The sequence below is a fragment of the Haladaptatus litoreus genome (assembly GCF_900156425.1).
Classification (GTDB): Archaea; Halobacteriota; Halobacteria; order Halobacteriales; family Haladaptataceae; genus Haladaptatus; species Haladaptatus litoreus.
Genome location: NZ_FTNO01000008.1, coordinates 165531 through 184079 on the forward strand (window position 1 = coordinate 165531; position 18549 = coordinate 184079).

The 18549-nt window shown below is 53.0% G+C and carries 21 protein-coding genes and 1 pseudogene; 11 read left to right on the forward strand and 11 right to left on the reverse strand.

Features of this window, described 5'->3' with window-relative positions:
• Nucleotides 1–84: 84 nt before the first annotated feature.
• Entirely contained in the window at nt 85–399 is a 315-nt protein-coding gene (locus tag BW974_RS23540) for a DUF7344 domain-containing protein (protein WP_076433540.1), read from the forward strand.
• A gap of 484 nt (nt 400–883) precedes the next feature.
• A complete protein-coding gene (locus BW974_RS23545) occupies nt 884–1723 on the forward strand; it encodes a TrmB family transcriptional regulator (RefSeq protein WP_175609805.1) in 840 nt (279 codons plus the stop codon).
• Between the two features lie 96 nt (nt 1724–1819).
• On the opposite strand, the gene BW974_RS23550 is transcribed toward BW974_RS23545, so the two are convergent.
• A complete protein-coding gene (locus BW974_RS23550; protein ID WP_076433542.1) occupies nt 1820–2119 on the reverse strand; it encodes a DdfA family disk-determining factor in 300 nt (99 codons plus the stop codon).
• A gap of 722 nt (nt 2120–2841) precedes the next feature.
• Here BW974_RS23550 and BW974_RS23555 point away from each other — a divergent pair.
• The 3 genes from BW974_RS23555 to BW974_RS23565 all read left to right on the forward strand — a co-directional run bounded on the left by BW974_RS23555 (nt 2842) and on the right by BW974_RS23565 (nt 4776).
• Nucleotides 2842–3324, forward strand: a complete 483-nt coding sequence (locus BW974_RS23555; protein WP_076433544.1) for an Lrp/AsnC family transcriptional regulator — start codon at nt 2842–2844, stop codon at nt 3322–3324.
• Between the two features lie 154 nt (nt 3325–3478).
• The gene (locus BW974_RS23560) at nt 3479–3799 is read left to right on the forward strand and encodes a helix-turn-helix domain-containing protein (RefSeq protein WP_084186471.1); all 321 of its coding nucleotides are present in this window, start codon (nt 3479–3481) and stop codon (nt 3797–3799) included.
• Nucleotides 3800–4347: 548 nt separating this feature from the next.
• Nucleotides 4348–4776, forward strand: coding sequence for a hypothetical protein (locus tag BW974_RS23565; protein WP_139329016.1), 429 nt, complete (start codon nt 4348–4350; stop codon nt 4774–4776).
• A 269-nt stretch (nt 4777–5045) separates the two neighbouring features.
• Here BW974_RS23565 and BW974_RS23570 read toward each other — a convergent pair whose 3' ends face one another.
• Nucleotides 5046–5513 carry a hypothetical protein gene (locus tag BW974_RS23570; protein WP_076433548.1) on the reverse strand — a complete coding sequence of 156 codons (468 nt, stop codon included), beginning with the start codon at nt 5511–5513 and terminating at the stop codon, nt 5046–5048.
• A 263-nt stretch (nt 5514–5776) separates the two neighbouring features.
• Nucleotides 5777–6859: a lysylphosphatidylglycerol synthase transmembrane domain-containing protein gene (locus BW974_RS27410; RefSeq protein WP_076433550.1), complete on the reverse strand. Its 1083-nt coding sequence runs from the start codon at nt 6857–6859 to the stop codon at nt 5777–5779.
• 826 nt (nt 6860–7685) lie between these two features.
• Between BW974_RS27410 and BW974_RS23590 the strand changes: the two genes are divergently transcribed.
• From BW974_RS23590 to BW974_RS23600, 3 genes are all read left to right on the forward strand, one after another.
• Entirely contained in the window at nt 7686–8681 is a 996-nt protein-coding gene (locus BW974_RS23590; RefSeq protein ID WP_084186472.1) for a M48 family metallopeptidase, read from the forward strand.
• An 88-nt stretch (nt 8682–8769) separates the two neighbouring features.
• Nucleotides 8770–9003, forward strand: a complete 234-nt coding sequence (locus BW974_RS23595) for a DUF6199 family natural product biosynthesis protein (protein WP_139329018.1) — start codon at nt 8770–8772, stop codon at nt 9001–9003.
• 225 nt (nt 9004–9228) lie between these two features.
• On the forward strand, nt 9229–9483 hold the full coding sequence (locus BW974_RS23600; protein WP_076433556.1) for a hypothetical protein: 255 nt from the start codon (nt 9229–9231) through the stop codon (nt 9481–9483).
• Nucleotides 9484–10301: 818 nt separating this feature from the next.
• On the opposite strand, the gene BW974_RS23610 is transcribed toward BW974_RS23600, so the two are convergent.
• Both BW974_RS23610 and BW974_RS25185 read right to left on the reverse strand, forming a co-directional pair.
• Entirely contained in the window at nt 10302–10868 is a 567-nt protein-coding gene (locus BW974_RS23610; protein WP_076433560.1) for a SprT-like domain-containing protein, read from the reverse strand.
• Between the two features lie 24 nt (nt 10869–10892).
• Nucleotides 10893–11195: an SWIM zinc finger family protein gene (locus tag BW974_RS25185; RefSeq protein ID WP_217694410.1), complete on the reverse strand. Its 303-nt coding sequence runs from the start codon at nt 11193–11195 to the stop codon at nt 10893–10895.
• On the opposite strand from BW974_RS25185, the pseudogene BW974_RS25190 reads away from it, so the two are divergent.
• Nucleotides 11161–11292: pseudogene (locus BW974_RS25190) on the forward strand (IS1595 family transposase); the annotation flags it as partial. The gene BW974_RS25185 and the pseudogene BW974_RS25190 overlap by 35 nt on opposite strands.
• Before the next feature lie 267 nt (nt 11293–11559).
• Nucleotides 11560–12510, forward strand: a complete 951-nt coding sequence (locus tag BW974_RS25195) for a hypothetical protein (RefSeq protein ID WP_139329020.1) — start codon at nt 11560–11562, stop codon at nt 12508–12510.
• 133 nt (nt 12511–12643) lie between these two features.
• Here BW974_RS25195 and BW974_RS23620 read toward each other — a convergent pair whose 3' ends face one another.
• On the reverse strand, nt 12644–13006 hold the full coding sequence (locus BW974_RS23620) for a SprT-like domain-containing protein (protein ID WP_281247745.1): 363 nt from the start codon (nt 13004–13006) through the stop codon (nt 12644–12646).
• Nucleotides 13007–13274: 268 nt separating this feature from the next.
• Here BW974_RS23620 and BW974_RS23630 point away from each other — a divergent pair, with 268 nt between their 5' ends.
• Nucleotides 13275–15431 (forward strand): GH32 C-terminal domain-containing protein, encoded by a 2157-nt coding sequence (locus tag BW974_RS23630; protein WP_076433566.1) that lies wholly within the window; start codon nt 13275–13277, stop codon nt 15429–15431.
• Between the two features lies 1 nt (nt 15432).
• Here BW974_RS23630 and BW974_RS23635 read toward each other — a convergent pair whose 3' ends face one another.
• The 5 genes from BW974_RS23635 to BW974_RS25200 all read right to left on the reverse strand — a co-directional run bounded on the left by BW974_RS23635 (nt 15433) and on the right by BW974_RS25200 (nt 18523).
• Nucleotides 15433–16728 carry a glycoside hydrolase family 68 protein gene (locus BW974_RS23635; RefSeq protein WP_076433568.1) on the reverse strand — a complete coding sequence of 432 codons (1296 nt, stop codon included), beginning with the start codon at nt 16726–16728 and terminating at the stop codon, nt 15433–15435.
• A 388-nt stretch (nt 16729–17116) separates the two neighbouring features.
• Complete coding sequence (locus BW974_RS26090) at nt 17117–17275, reverse strand: hypothetical protein (protein WP_175609806.1); 159 nt, start codon at nt 17273–17275, stop codon at nt 17117–17119.
• A gap of 120 nt (nt 17276–17395) precedes the next feature.
• Entirely contained in the window at nt 17396–17860 is a 465-nt protein-coding gene (locus tag BW974_RS23645; RefSeq protein WP_076433570.1) for a type II toxin-antitoxin system VapC family toxin, read from the reverse strand.
• Nucleotides 17860–18234 carry a helix-turn-helix domain-containing protein gene (locus tag BW974_RS23650; protein WP_076433572.1) on the reverse strand — a complete coding sequence of 125 codons (375 nt, stop codon included), beginning with the start codon at nt 18232–18234 and terminating at the stop codon, nt 17860–17862. The genes BW974_RS23645 and BW974_RS23650 overlap by 1 nt, the downstream gene beginning before the upstream one ends.
• Before the next feature lie 67 nt (nt 18235–18301).
• Nucleotides 18302–18523, reverse strand: coding sequence for an SWIM zinc finger family protein (locus BW974_RS25200; protein ID WP_245800282.1), 222 nt, complete (start codon nt 18521–18523; stop codon nt 18302–18304).
• Nucleotides 18524–18549: the final 26 nt, after the last annotated feature.

The following is an 18549-nucleotide window of genomic DNA, read 5'->3' on the forward strand; positions in this document are numbered from 1 at the left end:
CGGTTCACTCAGTTCCTCAAACGACGAGCAATGTGCAAAGTCAATGGTGTTTAAGCCTCTACAAAGCGATTCTGAGACGAAATCATGCTCCTCGATGACAAATTTTCCGTACTTGCAAGCAGTGAGAGACGGCAGCTTCTCCACGCACTTACGGAGGACTCCGCGCCCGACACGGTCGCCGTTTCGCCAACCACTGTGGCGACAAACGGCGGCGACCGCGAGCACGCAATTACACTGCACCATGTCCATCTGCCGCGACTAGAAGATCACGGCCTTATCACGTGGGATCAGAAGACAGACACAGTGACAAAAGGGCCACAATTCGCCGAGATCGAACCCCTACTCACAGACCTCACAGAGAAGTACAGTACGCAATTCAATACCGAGCCCCCTGACTAGTTCACGTGAGAAACTGCCACGTGGGTGGCAGTTTGGTACGGAGTAGCGAATGGTTGGGACCCAGCCGACCTCCGTACCACTTCGTTCTTTGCGCTCGTCCTGTATAATCTTACTGTGAGTATTCGAGTTACTAATTGATTTCAGAATGCCAAATATAGAAATATATGTTTCTACCGGCTGCTTTCGTCGAACATGCTCTCTCCAGGAAGTTCGTCTTGCTGTGAAATCCGCAATTCAATATGGCGTGTATTGCGAATTCATGAGAGAGTTAGTGTGATTATCTGAGTGAATCGCATGATTGTTGGTAAATGAGCAATATGGCAGTTTAGGAATGAGTGCCTTTGATACGTCTCGACAATCATTCTCACTGTATGGGAGACAGTGCTGTCGGACAAGCGCGGTGGCTTCGACACGGACTGTCTTGTGAGCGACGCCAAAACAGTATGAACAACCCCGGAATGTCTGGGGTAAATGGTTGGGACCCATGAACGAGCTATCTAATCAACAGCAATCGATCGAACTGCTCCAACAACTTGGATTGAAAGAATACGAAGCACGCTGCTTTGTGGCCTTAGCACGCCTCCCAAAGGGGACAGCAAAAGGGATTAGCGAAACCTCCGAAGTCCCCCGAACACGCGTCTATGATGCGATTCGGGTGTTAGAGACAAAGGGACTCGTCGAGATCCAGCACTCGAATCCGCAGCAATTTCGCGCCGTGCCGATCGAGGAAGCCGCCGAGACACTGCGCCAAGAGTATGAATCGCGGACGGACACGCTTGTCGAGGCGCTTGCTGCGATCGAGCCTGCAGAATCGAACGGTGGTGATGAGGAAATTACCCACGAAGTGTGGGCGCTCTCGGGACCGACCGCGATTACGAATCGGACCCAGCAACTCATCGATGCCGCTGGACAAGAAATCGTCTTCATCATTGGCCGAGACGAGGTTGTGACCGAGAAATTACTCGAACAACTCCAAGAAGCACTAAACACGGGACTCACTGTGCTGATTGGCACCCAAACTGAGGACATTCGTGAGCGGATTGCAGAGGCAGTGCCTAACGCGGAAGTGTTCGTCTCCGGGTTGGAATGGTTGAACAGTTCGCCACTGGAGGTCGACGACAACACGACAATCAGTCGGTTGGTGTTAATCGACAAGAACACGATTCTGGTGAGTTCAGTCCATGAGACGGACACTGGAGAGATCGAGACTGAAAAGGCTGTATTTGGACGGGGCTTCGATAATGGGATTGTGGTGATCGCCCGGCGACTGATGGCCACGGGATTACCGCGGAGGCAAGATCCTGACATGCCTGATGACGAATGATGGGTAGTGCGTTATCGGGGCGCTGTTTTATCAGGCGCGAACTCTCCGCGTGATCGGTGGTTTTGAAAGCGTGTGATTTCGATTCGAGATCTGTTTTTAGACGGGAGCAACGTGAATGGTCCCGGTGCTGTGGACTGTGACGGAATAGCCAGCGTACGTGAACGAGATTGACGTGGTCGTATCGATGTTTGTTCTCGTTCGTGCAAGAATCGCGTCAAAGGCATCAGGGTCGATGGAATCGTAAAGCGGACTGAGTTCCCGGTGGTCACAGTTCGCTGCCTGGGCAGTTGTTTCGACGACAGCGGTGCTTGGTTCTGTCGACGACCAGTCGTACTGAAGTTGAATCCCTTTGGGTGGGTCGCCGTCATCAGAGTTCGGCGAATCCTCATTACTCATGAATTGCCTGTACTACGAAGGCAGTTGGCAAAAATGTTGTGTGAGTAATTGAGATACAACGCGATAGAGCAGTTGAGGCAGCAAAATTTAGTCATTCAGTGTCTAACATCGGCCGTACTCTATGTTAGAATAGTATACTAACTCCAGCAGTATCACTGAAGCCAGGGCACCGATGAGAATTCAAGCACAAAGCAGCAGTCCGCGAAAATCTTCCTCACATCTACTCCTTATCGCGAGAATTACGTAAACGAGAGTCAATCGGTTACCGTTGGTCTTCTCGACACGGAGTGAATCGTCGCACTCGCTACAGCTGTACTGCTCCGGGTTGCGGACGGATTTTGAGCATCAATACCGGGCACTCCAACTCTGCTAGACACCACGTGTCTGCTGCGATCTCCTCTTCTCCTAAGAGCGGTCGACGACTACTGGCTACGTTATGACTGCCAACCGAATGATTCTAAACAAATTGACGACGGATTGCTTGTACGGAGGCCCACCAGTCATCAAGCCACACTGGTGGAGACCGTGAGAGACTTCCAGCGGTATCAAATTCCCGCTGCATGGCCCACCACCCACTCCCTGAGATAGTACTATCGCTTGTGTGTCTGCAGGCTTCTTGTGATTGCTCGTCCGTTAGTGGTTCGAGTCCTCGGTCTCCTTCGCTGGTGAAGGAGACTGGGTGGGATGGGAATTCTCTTCTCGTTCGCGCTGGAAGTGCTCCTATGGCTCACAAGGAACTCGTCCTCGACGAAGTGGACCGAGGCATATTGTACGCGCTGCAGCAAGACGCGCGCAACGTCACGATTCAGGAGATCGCCGCCGAGGTGGACGTCTCCGGGAGTACAGTCCGCAACCGGATCGAGGCCATGGAGTCCATGGGCGTGATCGAGGGGTACGCGCCAAAAATCAATTATGAACGGGCGGGCTTTTCGTTGAATATCATGTTTATTTGTTCGGCCGATCCCGACGATCGCGAAGCCGTCGCTCAAGACGTGCTGGAGGTTCCCGGTATCATCGACGTGGACGAGATGCTCACCAGCGAACGCAATCTCCACGTCAAGGCCGTCGCAACGAACACCCTCGATCTCGCGGACATCACTGCGCAATTGAACGAGTACGGACTCATCATCCACAGCTCAGAGATCATCTCGAACAACTACACCCAACCTTGGAGTCCCTTTGAATACGGTACCGACGAAGAGTAATCCAAGAGCGGTCGAACTGAACGGGAGACCGAACTGCGATATCACGGTGTCTACCCCCGTATGGGAACGGATATCGCAGCTAATTGGGTGCGATATCCGCAGAACCGCAAGCATTTTGGGCACCGCTCCCATTGTGTGATGAAGTGAGAGACAGATGACCGAGGCAGAATCCAGCCATGAGAGGGATGTGGACGACGTGATCAATGATTCGTTCGATGCTCTGGCAAATCCCGCTCGGCGGCGGCTCCTCGTCGAACTCCGTGAGCACGATTCCCGCTCCGAGTGGATGGCAGTGGAACAGGATCGCCGCCAGCCAGCGATGCATCATAAACACCTGCCGCGACTGGAAGATAAGGGGTTTATTCACTGGAACAAGGACGCTTACGAAGTGAAGACTGGACCACAGTTTGGGAATATTCGCCCGGTCCTCAAATTCCTTGACGAGCATTCAGACCGTTCGGATGACTCGCAGTAGTTCGACGAGTGAGGAAATTCGCACCAAGAACTGCGCACGAATCAGGATGGGAATCCCATTGGTAGGCCACTGCCGCTTATACTGCCCACAGGAAGTAAAGCGCCGAAATCGGGCGGATTTGAGAAATCGACATCACTGCCGTCACACGTTCTATTTCGGATATGGAAACAATCACGCATCTTGAAACAGAACGAACTCCTAGAAATCAGACTGCTTTTTGCATAACTGGTTAGAACAACAGAACACGATTGCCTCTTCCATTACCGTCTCACAGATTCAATCGACTGTATGGACTCCATCGACCCCTCAGAAATAGTAGAAGAGTCCCTAGTCGGTGTCTTCGCTTTTAAGGCGTGAAATCGGTTAAACGAGCCATTGAGAACAAAGCTTATATCATTTGAAATCTAATTGAAATTATGACATATCCAAATAGTTCTCGCCGTGCAGTTCTCACTGGAGTAGCAGCACTCGGAGTCTCTTCACTAAGCGGCTGTGCGAATCTTTCACTCGGTGCAACTGAAGAACCGACGTTCAGCCACGGTTCGCAGGTGTCTCTCGATCAGCAGCCACTCACCAATACGTCTTCCTCGGCTGATGCGGTGTCACTCCAGGCAGCGGTGTTCACAGCAAAACAGGATGTAAAACAACGAATCGAGTGGAGTGCGCTTCCAGAACCAACACAGCATTTGCTCCGGACAACTGATTACTCGACGCATTTCATTGCGACGCTTATCGCAGATACGCAGCTGGTTTCGCCAACCACGAACACTAGTTGGTGCCCCACCTCAAGCGTTGACGGCGATCGATTCGTCTTTCAGCTGCCGGTCAAACAGTGGCCGACACAAAAGGCGCTAAAAAGTCCGTCGCTGGTTGGAAAGTTCGAACAGTGGAAAATTGGGGAGAGTACTGCCCCATCTCGAGCGGTTGTTGAAATCGAGTTTCTGGCGCCAGACGAAGAAAAAGCGTGTGGCGAATAACAGTGTCTCAAATACTACGGCCCTCCACAGTCGGTAGTGAACCTAGTGACTGCTCGTTCTAGCGCATCCGCGTTGCAAGCTGCTCAGCGTCACTTTCGTCGTCTCGTGTCTCGTCCAACACGATCGCAAGCTCACGCTGGAGCGCATCGAACAGAGTCGTCTCACGGAGCATATGCAGTCACTTCGCTCAATCGTACCGTAACTAATCGCCAGCCAGACCGAAAGTGAATACGCCGAAGTTAGTATAATATACCAACTCAACGTTGTTGCTAGTTCTGAACGGTGGCACGTTCTGATTCCTGAACCCAGCCAAATTCCCTACGGATGCGTGCCCATCCCCGCTTCCAGACGAGCCAGTAGCCAGGAATCACACCGACCACGAACAAAACAAGATAGTACTGGAACTCGACCGCTGGCGGATAAACTCGGGTAGCAATTACACCGGTGAACCGGAGACCGAACCAAAGTTGTTCGGTCACAAGTTGGCCGATGACGAAGGTACCAATCACCCGCTCTGCGACTCCGGCAGGTTCGATTCGCCCTCCAATCTCACTTCGGTAGAGCAGATAGCCGATAATAAGAGGTTGAATGAATGTACATCCGAGAGCCCAGAGGAGATTCGCATCACTTCCGCGCTCGGTGGCGTCGAGATAGATCCAGTACCCGATGAGCACCGAAAAGATGATGTGAGACAGGTAAAAGGGTGAACTGAAAATATTCGTGAGTACCTGATTCATACTGATATGCGAATTCCAATCGACAAATCATTTCTGTTCACCCTACCAAACAAAGAGTACAACCCGCCGAAATCACAGATAATTACTGAAACAAGCGCTGGTTTTCGATGTGTATAGCCTCCTTGTTCAGTACACCATTCCTGTCACACTCTGAAGGATGTAATAGAGCCACGGAGGTTGGGACAGATACTGTTAATTATTATATGTTTGTCACTACTTGCCGCACGCTAGAAATATTCTTATACTGATTGCGTGGGTTTCTATTATGAGGTCTGATCTCGTCGAAAACGCACGAATTGGCCAATATCGAGGAAATACATCGAATACATCCCACCAAGTACAAGGATGCCCCAATAACTCAGCAGTCGGTACAAGAGAACAACTCCTCCAGCGGTTCCGACATCCACGCCAGTTAGCGCGACAATCATCCCACCCAAGACGACCTCAACACCACCAAGGCCACCCGGAAGGGGAATGACTCGTGCAACTCCACTTGCTGGAATCAAGAAGAGCGGAAGTAGTATCGATACATGTTGGTCGAGTGCGAGAAAGCTCGCATAGAGTGGGAGACAGAAACAGATCCACCCGACGACCGACCATCCGAATGCGATTCCAATCTGTTGACGATTCTCGAAAACGAGACTCACCTCGGTCGAATACGCCCGCACTCGTAAGCGAAGAACATCACGAATCAATCGAGTGCGGGCCTGTATTGGACGGAGTCGAAGCTGAAGACGCTGTGATCGATTCCCACTTATTGCACGTACCAGTGATAGCAAGCGGCCAGCCATCACCGCTACTGGGCGTAACACCAGTTGCTTGTATCGATAGAGCGTGTCCGTTGCCAGCAGACACCCACCCGTGAGGAGGACCGCAATTTGGAGGGAGAGCATAGGAATGAATAGAGTGATAAATTGATCGCTGAGAGCAAGGAAAATCAAGCCGAAAAGACCGAGACTGAGCGATGCAGTGAGATTCAGTACCTCTACCACGAGTGCCACTCCGAGCGTTCGGTCACGATCTATGCTCATTTCGGATGAGACGATGTAGGCGAGCAGAAACGGGCTACTTGCTCGGCCGATCGGGACAATTTGTTTGGCAAAGAAACTTGCGAGATACGCACCCCGAAATCGCCATCCTTCTACGGGGGTTTCTGGACAATCGAGGAGACAGCGAACCGCTTCACTCCAACAGAAAAGCGCAATTAAGACGACGATGAACCCGAGAACGATGAACACTGGGTTGGCGCTCGCGAGTTCTGCGTGAATCTGACTCCCACCAGCAAAATATCCGAGAAGACAGAGACCAAAGACAACCAATAGAAATCGAAGTGTTCTTAGATTCATTTCAACTTCAAGTGTTTCCTGTTAATATTCTTTTGTTGAACCTATATAAAAATGTAGGCCACTCTAAATTATGAACGTGTCACCATCCAATGATGACATAGCGAATGAGACAGTAAAGTATTCGGTCGCCGATGACCAAGCCCTCCTTCGGTTTCTTGTGATACTCACGATCATTCTCGGCGTGCAAGCATTCCTGGAATTATTCCCTGTGTTGGTTCGGGTTGCTGGCGTGACGTACTTCAGTCTCATTTTCCTTGGTCGGTTGCCACTTTACGTATCACTGCTTTCGAAAATGTGGACGGGAAGTCCTCGAACAAATCGTTGAGACCGTCTTTTGACCCACCAACAATGTTCTTCCCAAGAACGAAGATGATAGAGGTTATCGAATGCTGTATGAGATCAAATAGTTCAACCTCGCGTGAAAACACGAGCAGGCCGGCGATAGTTAACCCTCAACTATTCGCGTTCGTTGCTTTCCTGGCACTACTGATGGTAGCAGTTGACCTTGCAGGGTTTGACCTTCTCGGTATAGAAACATTGTCAGATGCTGTTATCCAGTTCATAGGAATTGTAGTGAGTGGGTATTTGGGACTCACCTTGGCAGATGTCTTGTGGGCGCGTCTTCTCGCATAAGCATTTACTTCCGTCTATTATTTTAGAATAATGTTCGCGTCAGGGTACATATGCTCCTGGTCACTGGTATCGAGTAAACCGACTCGAGGCACCCCTTTCACTGCCGTATTCTGTCTCGAGCATTCAGAACAGGTGATTTCACGATCCAAAGATATCGATTTAATTATTACTCATCTCAAGAGTATCCAGTGATATGGTGATCTCGTTAAGAGTCCGAGCATGGAGTATTACACTCGGACTCTTAACCGTCACGCTTCTTGCGATTGCGACCGTTGTTCAAACAGGCGCCCCACTTCCTGTCGTCAGTGTTGCTCTCTCCGCGTTTGGCGGCATCGCCTATGCATCCTATCGATCGGGCGGTCGCTATGCGTTCGATCATGGGCATGCCAGACCATTCGAGCCCGGAGAATTACCAGAGGTTCACCAAACAGTCCTTGAGGTATGTGAATCCGCTACTCGTCCCATTCCCACAGTTGTCCTGATGGAGATGGATGCGCCGGGCGCCGTCGTCGGCTACGATGACGGCGCACCGATCGTAGCACTCGACCCGCTTCTTCCACAAGTTGTTGGTCGGGAGGGAGTAGGTGCGCTCTTTGCGCACGAACTTGGCCACCTGGGGACGGATCTTCATACGGACGCACTTCGTGCATATCTTCCACAGATACTCGGATTCTGTGTGTTCTGGCACCTCTTTCTCGGTGGTCGCGGGCCTGCAGTCGCCGGTATCGGATCACTCTTGTTTGGCGCGTTTGCGTTTGCTGAAGATAGACGGATTCGCGTTGTTCGATATATACTCGGTCTCGGTATTGAACCACTTGCACTCGCGGTGAGTCGATACGCAAATCGATTGGAGGAATACCAGGCGGATGCGTACGCTGCTTGTGTTGTTGACCCTGAGACGCTTGCTGAGGCACTGTACCGAGTTGCTGCGGTTGCGACTGGTGAGAATATCGAGGATATTGCAGGGCCGATTCCATGGAATGAAGACCGATCGCTCCGCTTTGCGCTGTTTGCCACTCACCCATCGATCGAAAACCGTGTTGCACGATTGGGCTGTGAGATTCCCCTATGGGCCAGACCATACCACCCCAGCACAAATAAAAAACAACAATTAAAATATGTTTCTGACACGCAAAGCGTTGGAGACGGTATCGCAGATAAAAAACCAGAATTGGAGTCCTCACGATAGGATTTTCGTATCCAGTACACCATCCAAATGATAATTCCGACCTTCACTGAGCAGAAATGGTATAGAAATGCTCTACTAGTGGTAGTCAATGATTGAGATTACTGGGCTTTTATTGGGTGGTGCGTTAATTGGTCTTGGGCTATTCGGGATGCGGTATGCATATCAGTTGACAAGGTTTGGCGAACAAATCGATGCAATTGGTAGCAAACAACGATTCTCAGACGTCGAACCCGCAGAGTGGAATGTTTCGCTCTCAAGAGCACTCAGCTTAATCGTTGTTCTTACTGGGATCGTTATTATTATTCTTGCACTCATTGATTGACTACCATCATTTATCCAGTATTTTATACGGTGACTCGCCAGATACCCCGGGAGAATCCATTTCTGCTTATGAGGGTAGGGAACAGAAAATCAGCTGCATACTGATCGGAGAGTGTGACTGCTTACTCATAGGTAGAAAGTTTCTGGTCATCGAGAACGCGACATAACGGATAGTTTGAACCAGGTAGTCGATATTTTATTGTTGCTGGCCACTTGTTAACGAAGTATGACGCCCTCCGATGGTCTCAGCGAAGAAAAGATTCGTGCCATCGTACGCGATGAGCTTATCGGTACAAGCCGCACCCTGATAGGAACCATCCTCTGGACAATTCTGTCTATATTCGCTGTGCTCGTCGGTCTTCAACTGTTCCAACTTGCACTTTACACCTCCTCAATCCTCGCTATGGCGGGATGCCTTCTCGCGGGGACACTTGTTACCGGCGCAAGTCTCTATCTTCTCTATCTCCTCCACTGGGCGTAGATAGTCTCTGAGACGACCTCTCCAATCACTGTGGAGAAGTCTATACACACTCCACCTCACGGCTATTTCGGCGATGTTGTTGGACTAGTAGAAATTCAACGGAACTATTATTGATACCCAATCTATCGGAAGTGACATGTATGAAACATTGGAAAATACTGGTCTGGGCAGTCGAATGGTCGCAATTGTCTCCGGTATTCTACTTAGCGATTGGATTATCAGAATATTTGAGTTTGAACTGTTTGCTCGACTCCTAACAACCTTTGTCTCGATAGCAATCTGTATGATCATTCTTGATCAGATACTGCAAAGAGCTGGCTACTCCCCGTGAGAGTCGAACCACACGCAGTGAGCCGCCATTGCCTTGGAAGCAGCGTTCGCGCATAGTTTTTTGGACCACCCCCGTCCCCAATTTACTTCCGCTTATGGATTTCATGAGTAGTGATTCTTGGCCTCTCGATTAACCGTTTACAACTTAACAAATCTCATCGACTCATTGATATTTGCTTCTGTGGGATCCCATCCCTGCGGAGAGTTCTTTCCTAAAGTGAGGAGAGTAGTACCATTCTTATTAAGTAATTTTCTGTTTTATTTCTATACAAAAGAGGGCTAAAGCCGTCAGCGAGAAGCGCTATTAGGTGTGTCTAGGAAGTCCGTCACCCACACATCAGGGCGCGGTGGGTGCAGGTCGCCCATCTCAAGCACGGCATCAGGAGCAGCAAGACAGTGCCCGCACGGACTCAGATGGACCCGCGACGGACCAGCCACCGTCATCGTCCCAATAACCCGCAGACAGCGCGGACAGCGGTACTTGTACGTCATTCGGTGGCCTCCTCAACGCGCAGCGACCCGCTACAGTCACCACAACTGTACTTCTCGGGGTGTTTGACCACCTTCGAGCGTTGGTAGCGCGCGAGTCGCCCGTCACAGTCTTCACAAATCACCCACCAGTTCGGCGATGTGAACCGCTCGCAGTGCTGGGTTGTGTCAAGAGCATCGGTCCAACGGGCGAACGTTCGCCCGTGGTCCGCTTCCCCGAACTCGTGGTACTGCCATGCGTGAATGAGTTCGTGGCGCACCGTCGAACTGAATTGCTCCCAGCCGTGTTGTTCGTCGGCCGTCCAGGTCAGCACGATCGTAATTGCCTCTGTTGCAGGGTCGTATTTCGTGACGCCTGCCTGTCGTTGCGCCCGGTGTGAGACCTCCCAGTCGATCGCTTTGACCGGCAAGTCAGGGAAATGCTTGGTGGCGATGTCCGCCGCGTGCTGTTGTGCTCGGTCGAGGAGGCCCGTCGGTGTCTTGGGAGTATCGTCGGTCGTAGCGTTCAAGCTTTCCGTGAGCGTTCGCTGGTCGGTGATATCCGAGACCGTCACTTGGCGTGTCATGGATAAAAACAGCTGAAGCGGTGGTTAGTTCGGCAGTTCCTTCCGTCCGGTTCGTACGCATGACCAGCACGGGAAGTCACTGAGGCCATCGCAGTCACAGTCGTCGGGTTCGGTATCGTCGTCGTCCTCGGAGGGGAAGGCGGTGAGCGTCCCGTCGTCTGTTGCTCCTTCGACAGCAGCCATGTGTTTGCAGTAGGCGTTACGGTGGACGTGATGCGGGCACGTGCAGGCCATCAGTTCCTCGGTCACGTCGTCGATGGTGACTGTGTATTGGTGGGCTGCAGGCTTGTCGTGGCTCTCGCAGCACCGAGGTGTCTCAAAGGACAAGCTCACGCCGTATTTCAGAGCCTTCCAGCTTCGCCGCCGAATCTTCCACAAACCCGGTCAAGACGCTCTCAAAGAAATTGTTCGAATTATCCTCTGACTTACCAACAACGTGCTTCCTATGAGCGAAACTACTAATAGATTGTTTAACTACTAGTGAGCTAATGACTATAACATCAGGTCATCCTTCTAAGCGAAAGGAAAAAGAAGATAATAAACGGAAATTTGTCTCTTTCAACACCACTAATCGGAGCAACAATGTAATGGGGGCAGGTCGAACAGTCTCCATATTGACTCCTAGTCGTATCTCCACGAGAGCTGAATTATCTCGAATACAGATTCACGGAAGTTGTTATTAATGACGAGCATGAATACACGGATCCAAAGTATCATCCTTATTCTGATGATATTGCTCTCACTCATAGGAATAAACTATCTTGCTGGTATGACTAAAGCGGCACGACGGACAGAGTTTAGCGTTCATCAGGATGGTCAGTGTCACACTGTAACGCCTCTGGGCAATGGGAGTAATTCCGTTCAGGACTTCTATGATTATCGGAATAACGAAACAGATCCGTACAGTGATAAATATTCATCATTCGGGACGAATCCCTACCAAAAGAACCAGGTCAGTAATCTTTTCTTATATCGTGGTTCGAATGGTTTAAATCTGGTATTTCTGCATGATAAGCTAGGAACTAATGACTCTCATTCAAGTACTATCACGATGAATATTTCGGGACTTCCGGCAGGTTCCTGGGTTGTGAGAGACGATTGGTATGGGAGAGGCCGTCAGGACGATAATTGGGGCCGCTGGGGGAACTCTGGTTCCGGAAACGAAATAGACTGGATGTGGGCGCCTGGGAGAACAGACGGTGGCGCGTACCAAGGTTTGGAGAATCTCGGATTAAACGATACAATCAGAATCACCCCGCGATTTAATGAGCGCGCTACCTACTGGGAACAGTGGCCATTCTCTGGAGGTAATAATCGGACTCAAGGCTGGCAACTTATTTCTGCGGATGGACAAGTAGTTTCACTAGATATGGACACAACGATTACTATTCAAGCTGGATCATGTAACGGTAGTCAGGATCCGACCACGTCAGTTTTTCTTTCAGAGACGCATGGAACGACAGATAGGACTCCAAATATAACAGAAAGTCAGCAAACAACACAGACAACATCGTCACCAATCTCTCAATCAAGCACCCAATCAAAAAGTAGCAGCAATAAGGGGCAGCCTGGATTTAGGATGATCACTGCACCCTTAGCATTTTTCATTATATTGATATTATTTATAACAAAACGTTACTAAGACAATACTCGTATTTTGAGCTCACTGATATTCTGGCGAGACTGTTTCTACTACTTTACCTACCTAGACGACGTTACAGAAAATCTTCCTCGTATCTACTCCTTGCCGCGAGAACTACTTAAACAGGACTCGGTCAGTAACCGTCGCCCTCCTCAACGCGTAGTGATCCACTGCACTCACTACAGCTATACTGCTCGGGGTTGCGAACTGTCTTCGAGCGTCGATACCGGGCAATCCGACCGCCGCAGTCCTCACAGACAAGCCACCACGTTGGCGTGGTGAAGCGGTCGCAGTGTTGCGAGGTATCGAGGCGGTCTATCCACCGGGTGAACGTTTGCCCGTGATCTGCGTCGCCGAACTCGTGGTACTGCCATGCGTGAATGAGTTCGTGGCGCACGGTCGCACTGAATTGCTCCCAACCGTAGTGTTCGTAGGCGTCCCAGGTCATTGAGATTGTGATCTGAGGCAGATTTCGAATGTGGATATTGCTGACCAATGGATGCTCAGCGTGTTTACCGCTTTGCTTGACAAAAAGTTGGATATGGCGGGCACAGTCGTCGATGTTAAAATTCCTATGGAGATAACGGGAATTGAAGCAACCGATATTTGGCTACGCCTGACCCGACAACAAATCCAATTGACACAACAAACGTCGCACCTCGCTACGCAATTGGTCACGACCCGTGAAACCCATACAAGTTGTCACTAATAACCCCGATTCAAAGCCGTGTCGATTATATGTTGTGCACTGATAGTTGTTGTCAATGGTTCCGTCGTCTCCTAACATCGGGTTCCTACACTGCGGCGATCTCTCCTCCGAGCAGCGGGCGGCGTTCGAGTGGGTTTCCACCGAACTGGGTACCACCGACCGCGTCCCATTTGCTGATATTCACGACAGCGGTATTCTTACCACGTATGATGTACTCTGGTGGCACCGCGACGCTCCCGTGGAACCGTCGTCCGTCGACGGGTTCGCCGACGTGTTCGCAAACTATTTCGAGGCCGGTGGCACCCTCCTGTTGAGCCTTCAGGCGCTGACCGCTGTCGAAGCGCTCGATATCGACCGCGTCGCCCCAAACGCAGTCGGCGTCGAACCGGTCGAGACGCCCGTCGGACCCCTGTGGAAGTCCCAATACGAGGATCACCCGGCGGTCGCGGCCTTCGACGACATTCGCTTTCACACCCGCGGCGGCGGCGGCACCCAGTCGTACGCCCGATACGTGAACCTCCTCCCGGAACGGGCAGACGTGCTGGCGAGCACCTTCGAGGGCGATATCGACCGTCCGGGCGAGGTGTCCGTCCTCGAATGGAAGCCCGCCACGGGAACCGTCCTCGGCGTCGGTTCGAACGTCGAGTTCAACGCATCGGGTGCAGATGGCGGCCGCGAGACGTTCCTCGCGGGATGTCTTCGATTCCTCGGCTCGGGTGGGGATGACGGACTCGGCGGCCGCCCGAAGGCCGCCGCCGACCTCGCCGCGATGCGGACCGACTTCCGCGGCGACCACAATCGTCCGCAGTATCACCTCGCACCCCCCGCCAACTGGCTGAACGACCCGAACGGCCTTATTGAGTGGAATGGCACGTATCACGCCTTCTACCAGTACAACCCGGGTGGCCCTTATCACCACACCATTCACTGGGGACACGCGACAAGCGATGACCTTCTCCATTGGGAGGACCATCAAGTCGCGCTCACGCCCGACCCCGACGGCCCGGACCGAGACGGCTGTTGGTCGGGCTGTACGGTAGACGACGACGGGATGGCCCGCATTCTCTATACGGGCGGCCGCGGTGGTCGGCAACTCCCGTGTCTCGCGACTGCGACCGACGAAACGCTCGACACGTGGACGAAACACCCCGAAAACCCCATCGTAACGGAACCGCCAGTGGAACTCGACATCCTTTCGACCGAACACTGGGACGCCGAGTTCCGCGACCACTGTGTCTGGCGCGAAAATGGAGCGTGGTATCAGCTCATTGGTTCCAGTATCGACGGCGTTGGCGGGACAGTGCTTCGATATCGCTCGGACGATCTTAGGGAGTGGACGTACCTCGGGCCGCTGCTCACCGGCGATTGGGACGGTGCAGGCCACATGTGGGAATGCCCCGAACTCCTCGATCTTGGCGAAGTGAGCCTGCTCCACGTCTCGAATTATGAACGCGTCCTCTACTTTCTCGGAAACGTCCGTGACGGACGCTTTGAGTGCGAGGCGTCCGGGGTTCTCGATTACGGAGACTTCTACGCACCACAGACGTTGCAAACTTCTTCCGGCCGCCCAGTCACATTCGGCTGGTTGAAGGAGGCGCGCAGCGAGCGTGCACAGTGGGATGCCGGATGGTCGGGTGCGCTTTCGCTTCCCCGCGTCCTCAGCGTCGAAGACGGCGAACTGCGCCAACGACCGGCAACGGAAGTGACGTCGCTCCGCAAGGGCCACCACGGATTCGAGTCACGCGGGATTTCGGACGGGCAGCGTGAAGTCCTCCAGACGCGTGGACGAACGCTCGAACTATCGCTCACTATCGACCTCGAGACCGCCCACGAAGTGGGTATCGTCCTCCGTGAAACTGTGGACGGCGAGGAGCGGACGCCATTGCACGTCCGCCGTGATGAACTCATTCTCGAACGTTCGACATCGAGCCTGCATGCTGAGACGGTCGACGATCCGATACGGATGCCGCTCGACGGCGAGGAACAAATCGACCTTCGAGTGTTCATCGATGGATCCATTGTCGAAGTGTTCGCGAACGAACGCCGCTGTCTCACGGGCCGAATTTATCCGACTCGTGCGGACTCTGATGGCGTTTCACTCTATGCGGCGGGTGGTGACGCCCGCATCGTGACCCTTGACGCGTGGGAGCTCGATACTTCTGCCGTCCCATCCGTAGACGTGGGTTCAACGGCGGAGGCAGGCGACGACTAATTCAGTACGCGCTGTTGTCGACGTCGATGTCCTCGTCGTTCATCGCGCGGTAGCGAACGTGGTCTGGTGCCGTCAGTGACTCCTCTTCAAGTGGAATCCGTCCGTATTCGAGCTCGCCCCAAATGCGGGTTCGGTTCCCCGCCACTTGGAGGCGAAGCGTCGGCGCGTACGTTCCACCGAAGCGCCGGAGTTGCTCGGATTCCGGGAGAAACGCGACGTCATTGAGCGAGAGACCGTTGAGGTCGAAGTAGTTGAAAAAAGACGTCACGAGAATTTCATCGCCATGTCCGAAGGCCAACCACGAGTAGGCCTGGAACGGGGCGTTGTCGGGATTCGCGACGACGAGTCCAGTTTCGTTCAGCGGTTCATAAGGACCGAAAAGGGAGTCCGCGACGAAGCCATAGAGCGCGTCGAAGCCGCTGAGGCCGGGTGCGAACGTGTGTTGGTGGCTCGGAGTGAAGAGGTAGTAACGCTCGTTCCGAACAACGATGTGTGGCCGTTCGAGTTCTTGATTGACGCGTTCGCCGTCGAGGAGCGGGTCGAGAAATTCCCAGTCCGTCGGGTCGCCCATCTCGGAGTGTGCGATACCGATACAGCCGTTGTACGTCCGCTCCGGGTCGGGGTCGTCGATCGGGGTATTCCCCTCGAAAAGGAGGTACGTCTCCTCCGTCTCAGGATCCTCGAAGAACCACGGGTCACGAAAGGTGTAGATCGGGCCGTTCTGGCGCATTGATTGTTCCTGTGTCTGGTAGTGCTTACCATCGGGTTCGAGAAGCACCGAATGGTTCCATTGCCCGTCGATATGGAACCCCTCCTCATCAGTCACAATCGTTCCGCCCGTTCCGACGCAGATCCGTTGCTCATAGGTGAGTTCGGGTTCGTCACCCAACCCGGCAGCAGTATAATAGGCATAGATGTCCCCATCATCCAACAGGACTGAGCCGGCCCACTGGCGGGAGCCGAACGCTTCACCCTCGGTGAAAATCGGTCCGCCGTAGGTCCACTCGCGTCCGTCCGTCGAGTAGAAGTATCGGATGCACGCTTCATCATGGCGCTTTCCGGGGAGAAGCGACGACGAGGCGGACAGAGAGAACGCGACCCGGTAGCCGTCCACTTCGGCGAGTGACCCGTCGCGCTCGCGCAGAAACCACGTGTCCCAGAGATGATACTCGTCGCTGATTCGCTGTTCGGGCGGATAGATTATCGGTGCGGTCGTATCGGGAGTGCGGCGGAGTCGGGATGCGTGGTCGCGCGTCCACTTGGAGCGCGCTATTCGGCCATTGTGCGGACGAGACATTCCTACGCGCCTGTTTTCGTTTGGACGACTAAAGTTTCACTCCTCGCCACCGTCAGGATAGGTATCCGGTCGGAAAATCGCTATTCGTCCCGCGGTGGTGCCAGCTGGTGCTTCCGGCTTGTAGGCTGCCAGTGCGCAACACAGGACAAATCGCCTGCCTGTCGCTGTGCTCGGTGTGAGACCTCCCAATCGATCGTTTCGACCGGCAGGTCGGGGAAGTGTTCGTCGCGACGTTCGGTGCGTGCTGTTGTGCTCGGTCGAGGAGGGCCGTCGGTGCCTCGGGAGCGTTGTCGGTCGCAGCGTTCGCGCTTTTGGTGAGCGTTCGCTGGTCGGTAATATCTGTTAATGTCACTTGGCGTGCCATGGATAGAAAAGACTGCAGCGGTGGTTAGTTCGGCAGTTCCTTTCGTCCTGTCCTCACGCATGGCCAGCACGGGAAGCCATTCAGGCCGTCACAGTCGCAGTCTTCGGGTTCGACGTTGTTGTCGTCCTCGGACGGGAAGGCCTCAAGCGTCCCGTCGTCGGTTGCGTTTTCGACAGCAGCCATGCGTTTGCAGTTGGTGGTGGCCGTGGTGTGGGCACGTACAGGCCAGTAGTTCGCTGGTCACGTAAAACTAGGAATCCCGCCGATCTTGATGAACAACCGCGAACAAACAGCGAGTATCAGTCATAGGATGCCAACATCTTCAGGGACAACTGTGAGTCCGAGGGTTCGGAAATCACTGTCGAAGGCAAATACATGGTCAACATCACGCTCATCCGCCAGCACACCAGTCATGTGATCAACAAAGGAAATTTGCTGATCATCATATCGACCGAATTCCGTACACGTGTTTGCGAACGCTGCTGGACCAGGATAGAGAATTGTCAAATTTGGTGACTCACGAATACGTCTGATCCCCTCAACAGCTGCAGCGTGGCCTAGTTTCCGAAGCATTAGTGTTGCGAGTTCGCCGACCGCAAAGCTACTAATATAGAGCGGTCGGTATGGAGCCTCACCTGTTCGGATATTCTGCATGACACCGCGAGCAGTATCGTGTCGCTCATCATTCGGATTGAAGACGGCAAAGAGCGCGCCGGTATCAACAAAGAGAGAACGTGCAGCGTCAGCAGTAGATGTGTTTGTCGACATTATTCGTCGTCAGTGTTCGCTTCGATTGGACCATAGAGATATTCGTCGACGTTTGCGGCATCTGTCGGTTCCTCACTCGCAAATGTTGGTGGCTCCGCAAATAGTGGATCATCGGGGTCAAATTCGGTTGCTGCTTGAGCGTCATCCGCCCGCCACCATAGGACGGTTCGTCCTGATTTGCGTCGATGGATACGTCCTTGTTCATGTAGCTGGCCGAGTTTCTGCCGTGCGGCCTCTGTTGAACAATCGAGAACATCGGCAACGTCGCGCGAAGTGATCGTCGGACCCTCGATTTGATCGAAAACACGGAGCACGCGCTCAAGCGTGATTGTTTCGGCATAGTGACCGGACTCTGTGCGTGATTGGTCGCTCATATTCGGTTGATAGTGCTCCTATTGCCTTAACCGTATTGGAATACGCAAATGGTAGTTGAAGCAGTAGTTAGTTCGGCAGTTCCTTCCGGCCTGTTCGCACGCACGGCCAGCACGGAAAGCCACTGAGGCCCTCGCAGTCGCAGTCTTTGGGTTCGGCATCGTTGTCCTCGGACGGGAAGACCTCGAGAGTCCCGTCGTCGGTTGCGTTTTCGACGGCAGCCATGTGTTTGCAGACGGCGTTTCGGTGGGCGTGGTGCGGGCAGGTGCAGGCCATCAGTTCCTCGGTCACGTCGTCGATGGAGACAGTGTACTGGT

Coding starts and splice junctions, on each gene's coding strand:
- BW974_RS23630 (WP_076433566.1), top strand. CDS start 13,275: ATGGTTCCGTCGTCTCCTAACATCGGGTTCCTACACTGCGGCGATCTC.
- BW974_RS23555 (WP_076433544.1), top strand. CDS start 2,842: ATGGCTCACAAGGAACTCGTCCTCGACGAAGTGGACCGAGGCATATTG.
- BW974_RS23650 (WP_076433572.1), bottom strand. CDS start 18,234: ATGAGCGACCAATCACGCACAGAGTCCGGTCACTATGCCGAAACAATC.
- BW974_RS25195 (WP_139329020.1), top strand. CDS start 11,560: ATGAATACACGGATCCAAAGTATCATCCTTATTCTGATGATATTGCTC.
- BW974_RS23590 (WP_084186472.1), top strand. CDS start 7,686: ATGGTGATCTCGTTAAGAGTCCGAGCATGGAGTATTACACTCGGACTC.
- BW974_RS23610 (WP_076433560.1), bottom strand. CDS start 10,868: ATGACACGCCAAGTGACGGTCTCGGATATCACCGACCAGCGAACGCTC.
- BW974_RS23600 (WP_076433556.1), top strand. CDS start 9,229: ATGACGCCCTCCGATGGTCTCAGCGAAGAAAAGATTCGTGCCATCGTA.
- BW974_RS23595 (WP_139329018.1), top strand. CDS start 8,770: ATGATTGAGATTACTGGGCTTTTATTGGGTGGTGCGTTAATTGGTCTT.
- BW974_RS23545 (WP_175609805.1), top strand. CDS start 884: ATGAACGAGCTATCTAATCAACAGCAATCGATCGAACTGCTCCAACAA.
- BW974_RS23570 (WP_076433548.1), bottom strand. CDS start 5,513: ATGAATCAGGTACTCACGAATATTTTCAGTTCACCCTTTTACCTGTCT.
- BW974_RS23550 (WP_076433542.1), bottom strand. CDS start 2,119: ATGAGTAATGAGGATTCGCCGAACTCTGATGACGGCGACCCACCCAAA.
- BW974_RS26090 (WP_175609806.1), bottom strand. CDS start 17,275: ATGGCTGCTGTCGAAAACGCAACCGACGACGGGACGCTTGAGGCCTTC.
- BW974_RS23540 (WP_076433540.1), top strand. CDS start 85: ATGCTCCTCGATGACAAATTTTCCGTACTTGCAAGCAGTGAGAGACGG.
- BW974_RS27410 (WP_076433550.1), bottom strand. CDS start 6,859: ATGAATCTAAGAACACTTCGATTTCTATTGGTTGTCTTTGGTCTCTGT.
- BW974_RS23560 (WP_084186471.1), top strand. CDS start 3,479: ATGACCGAGGCAGAATCCAGCCATGAGAGGGATGTGGACGACGTGATC.
- BW974_RS23645 (WP_076433570.1), bottom strand. CDS start 17,860: ATGTCGACAAACACATCTACTGCTGACGCTGCACGTTCTCTCTTTGTT.
- BW974_RS23635 (WP_076433568.1), bottom strand. CDS start 16,728: ATGTCTCGTCCGCACAATGGCCGAATAGCGCGCTCCAAGTGGACGCGC.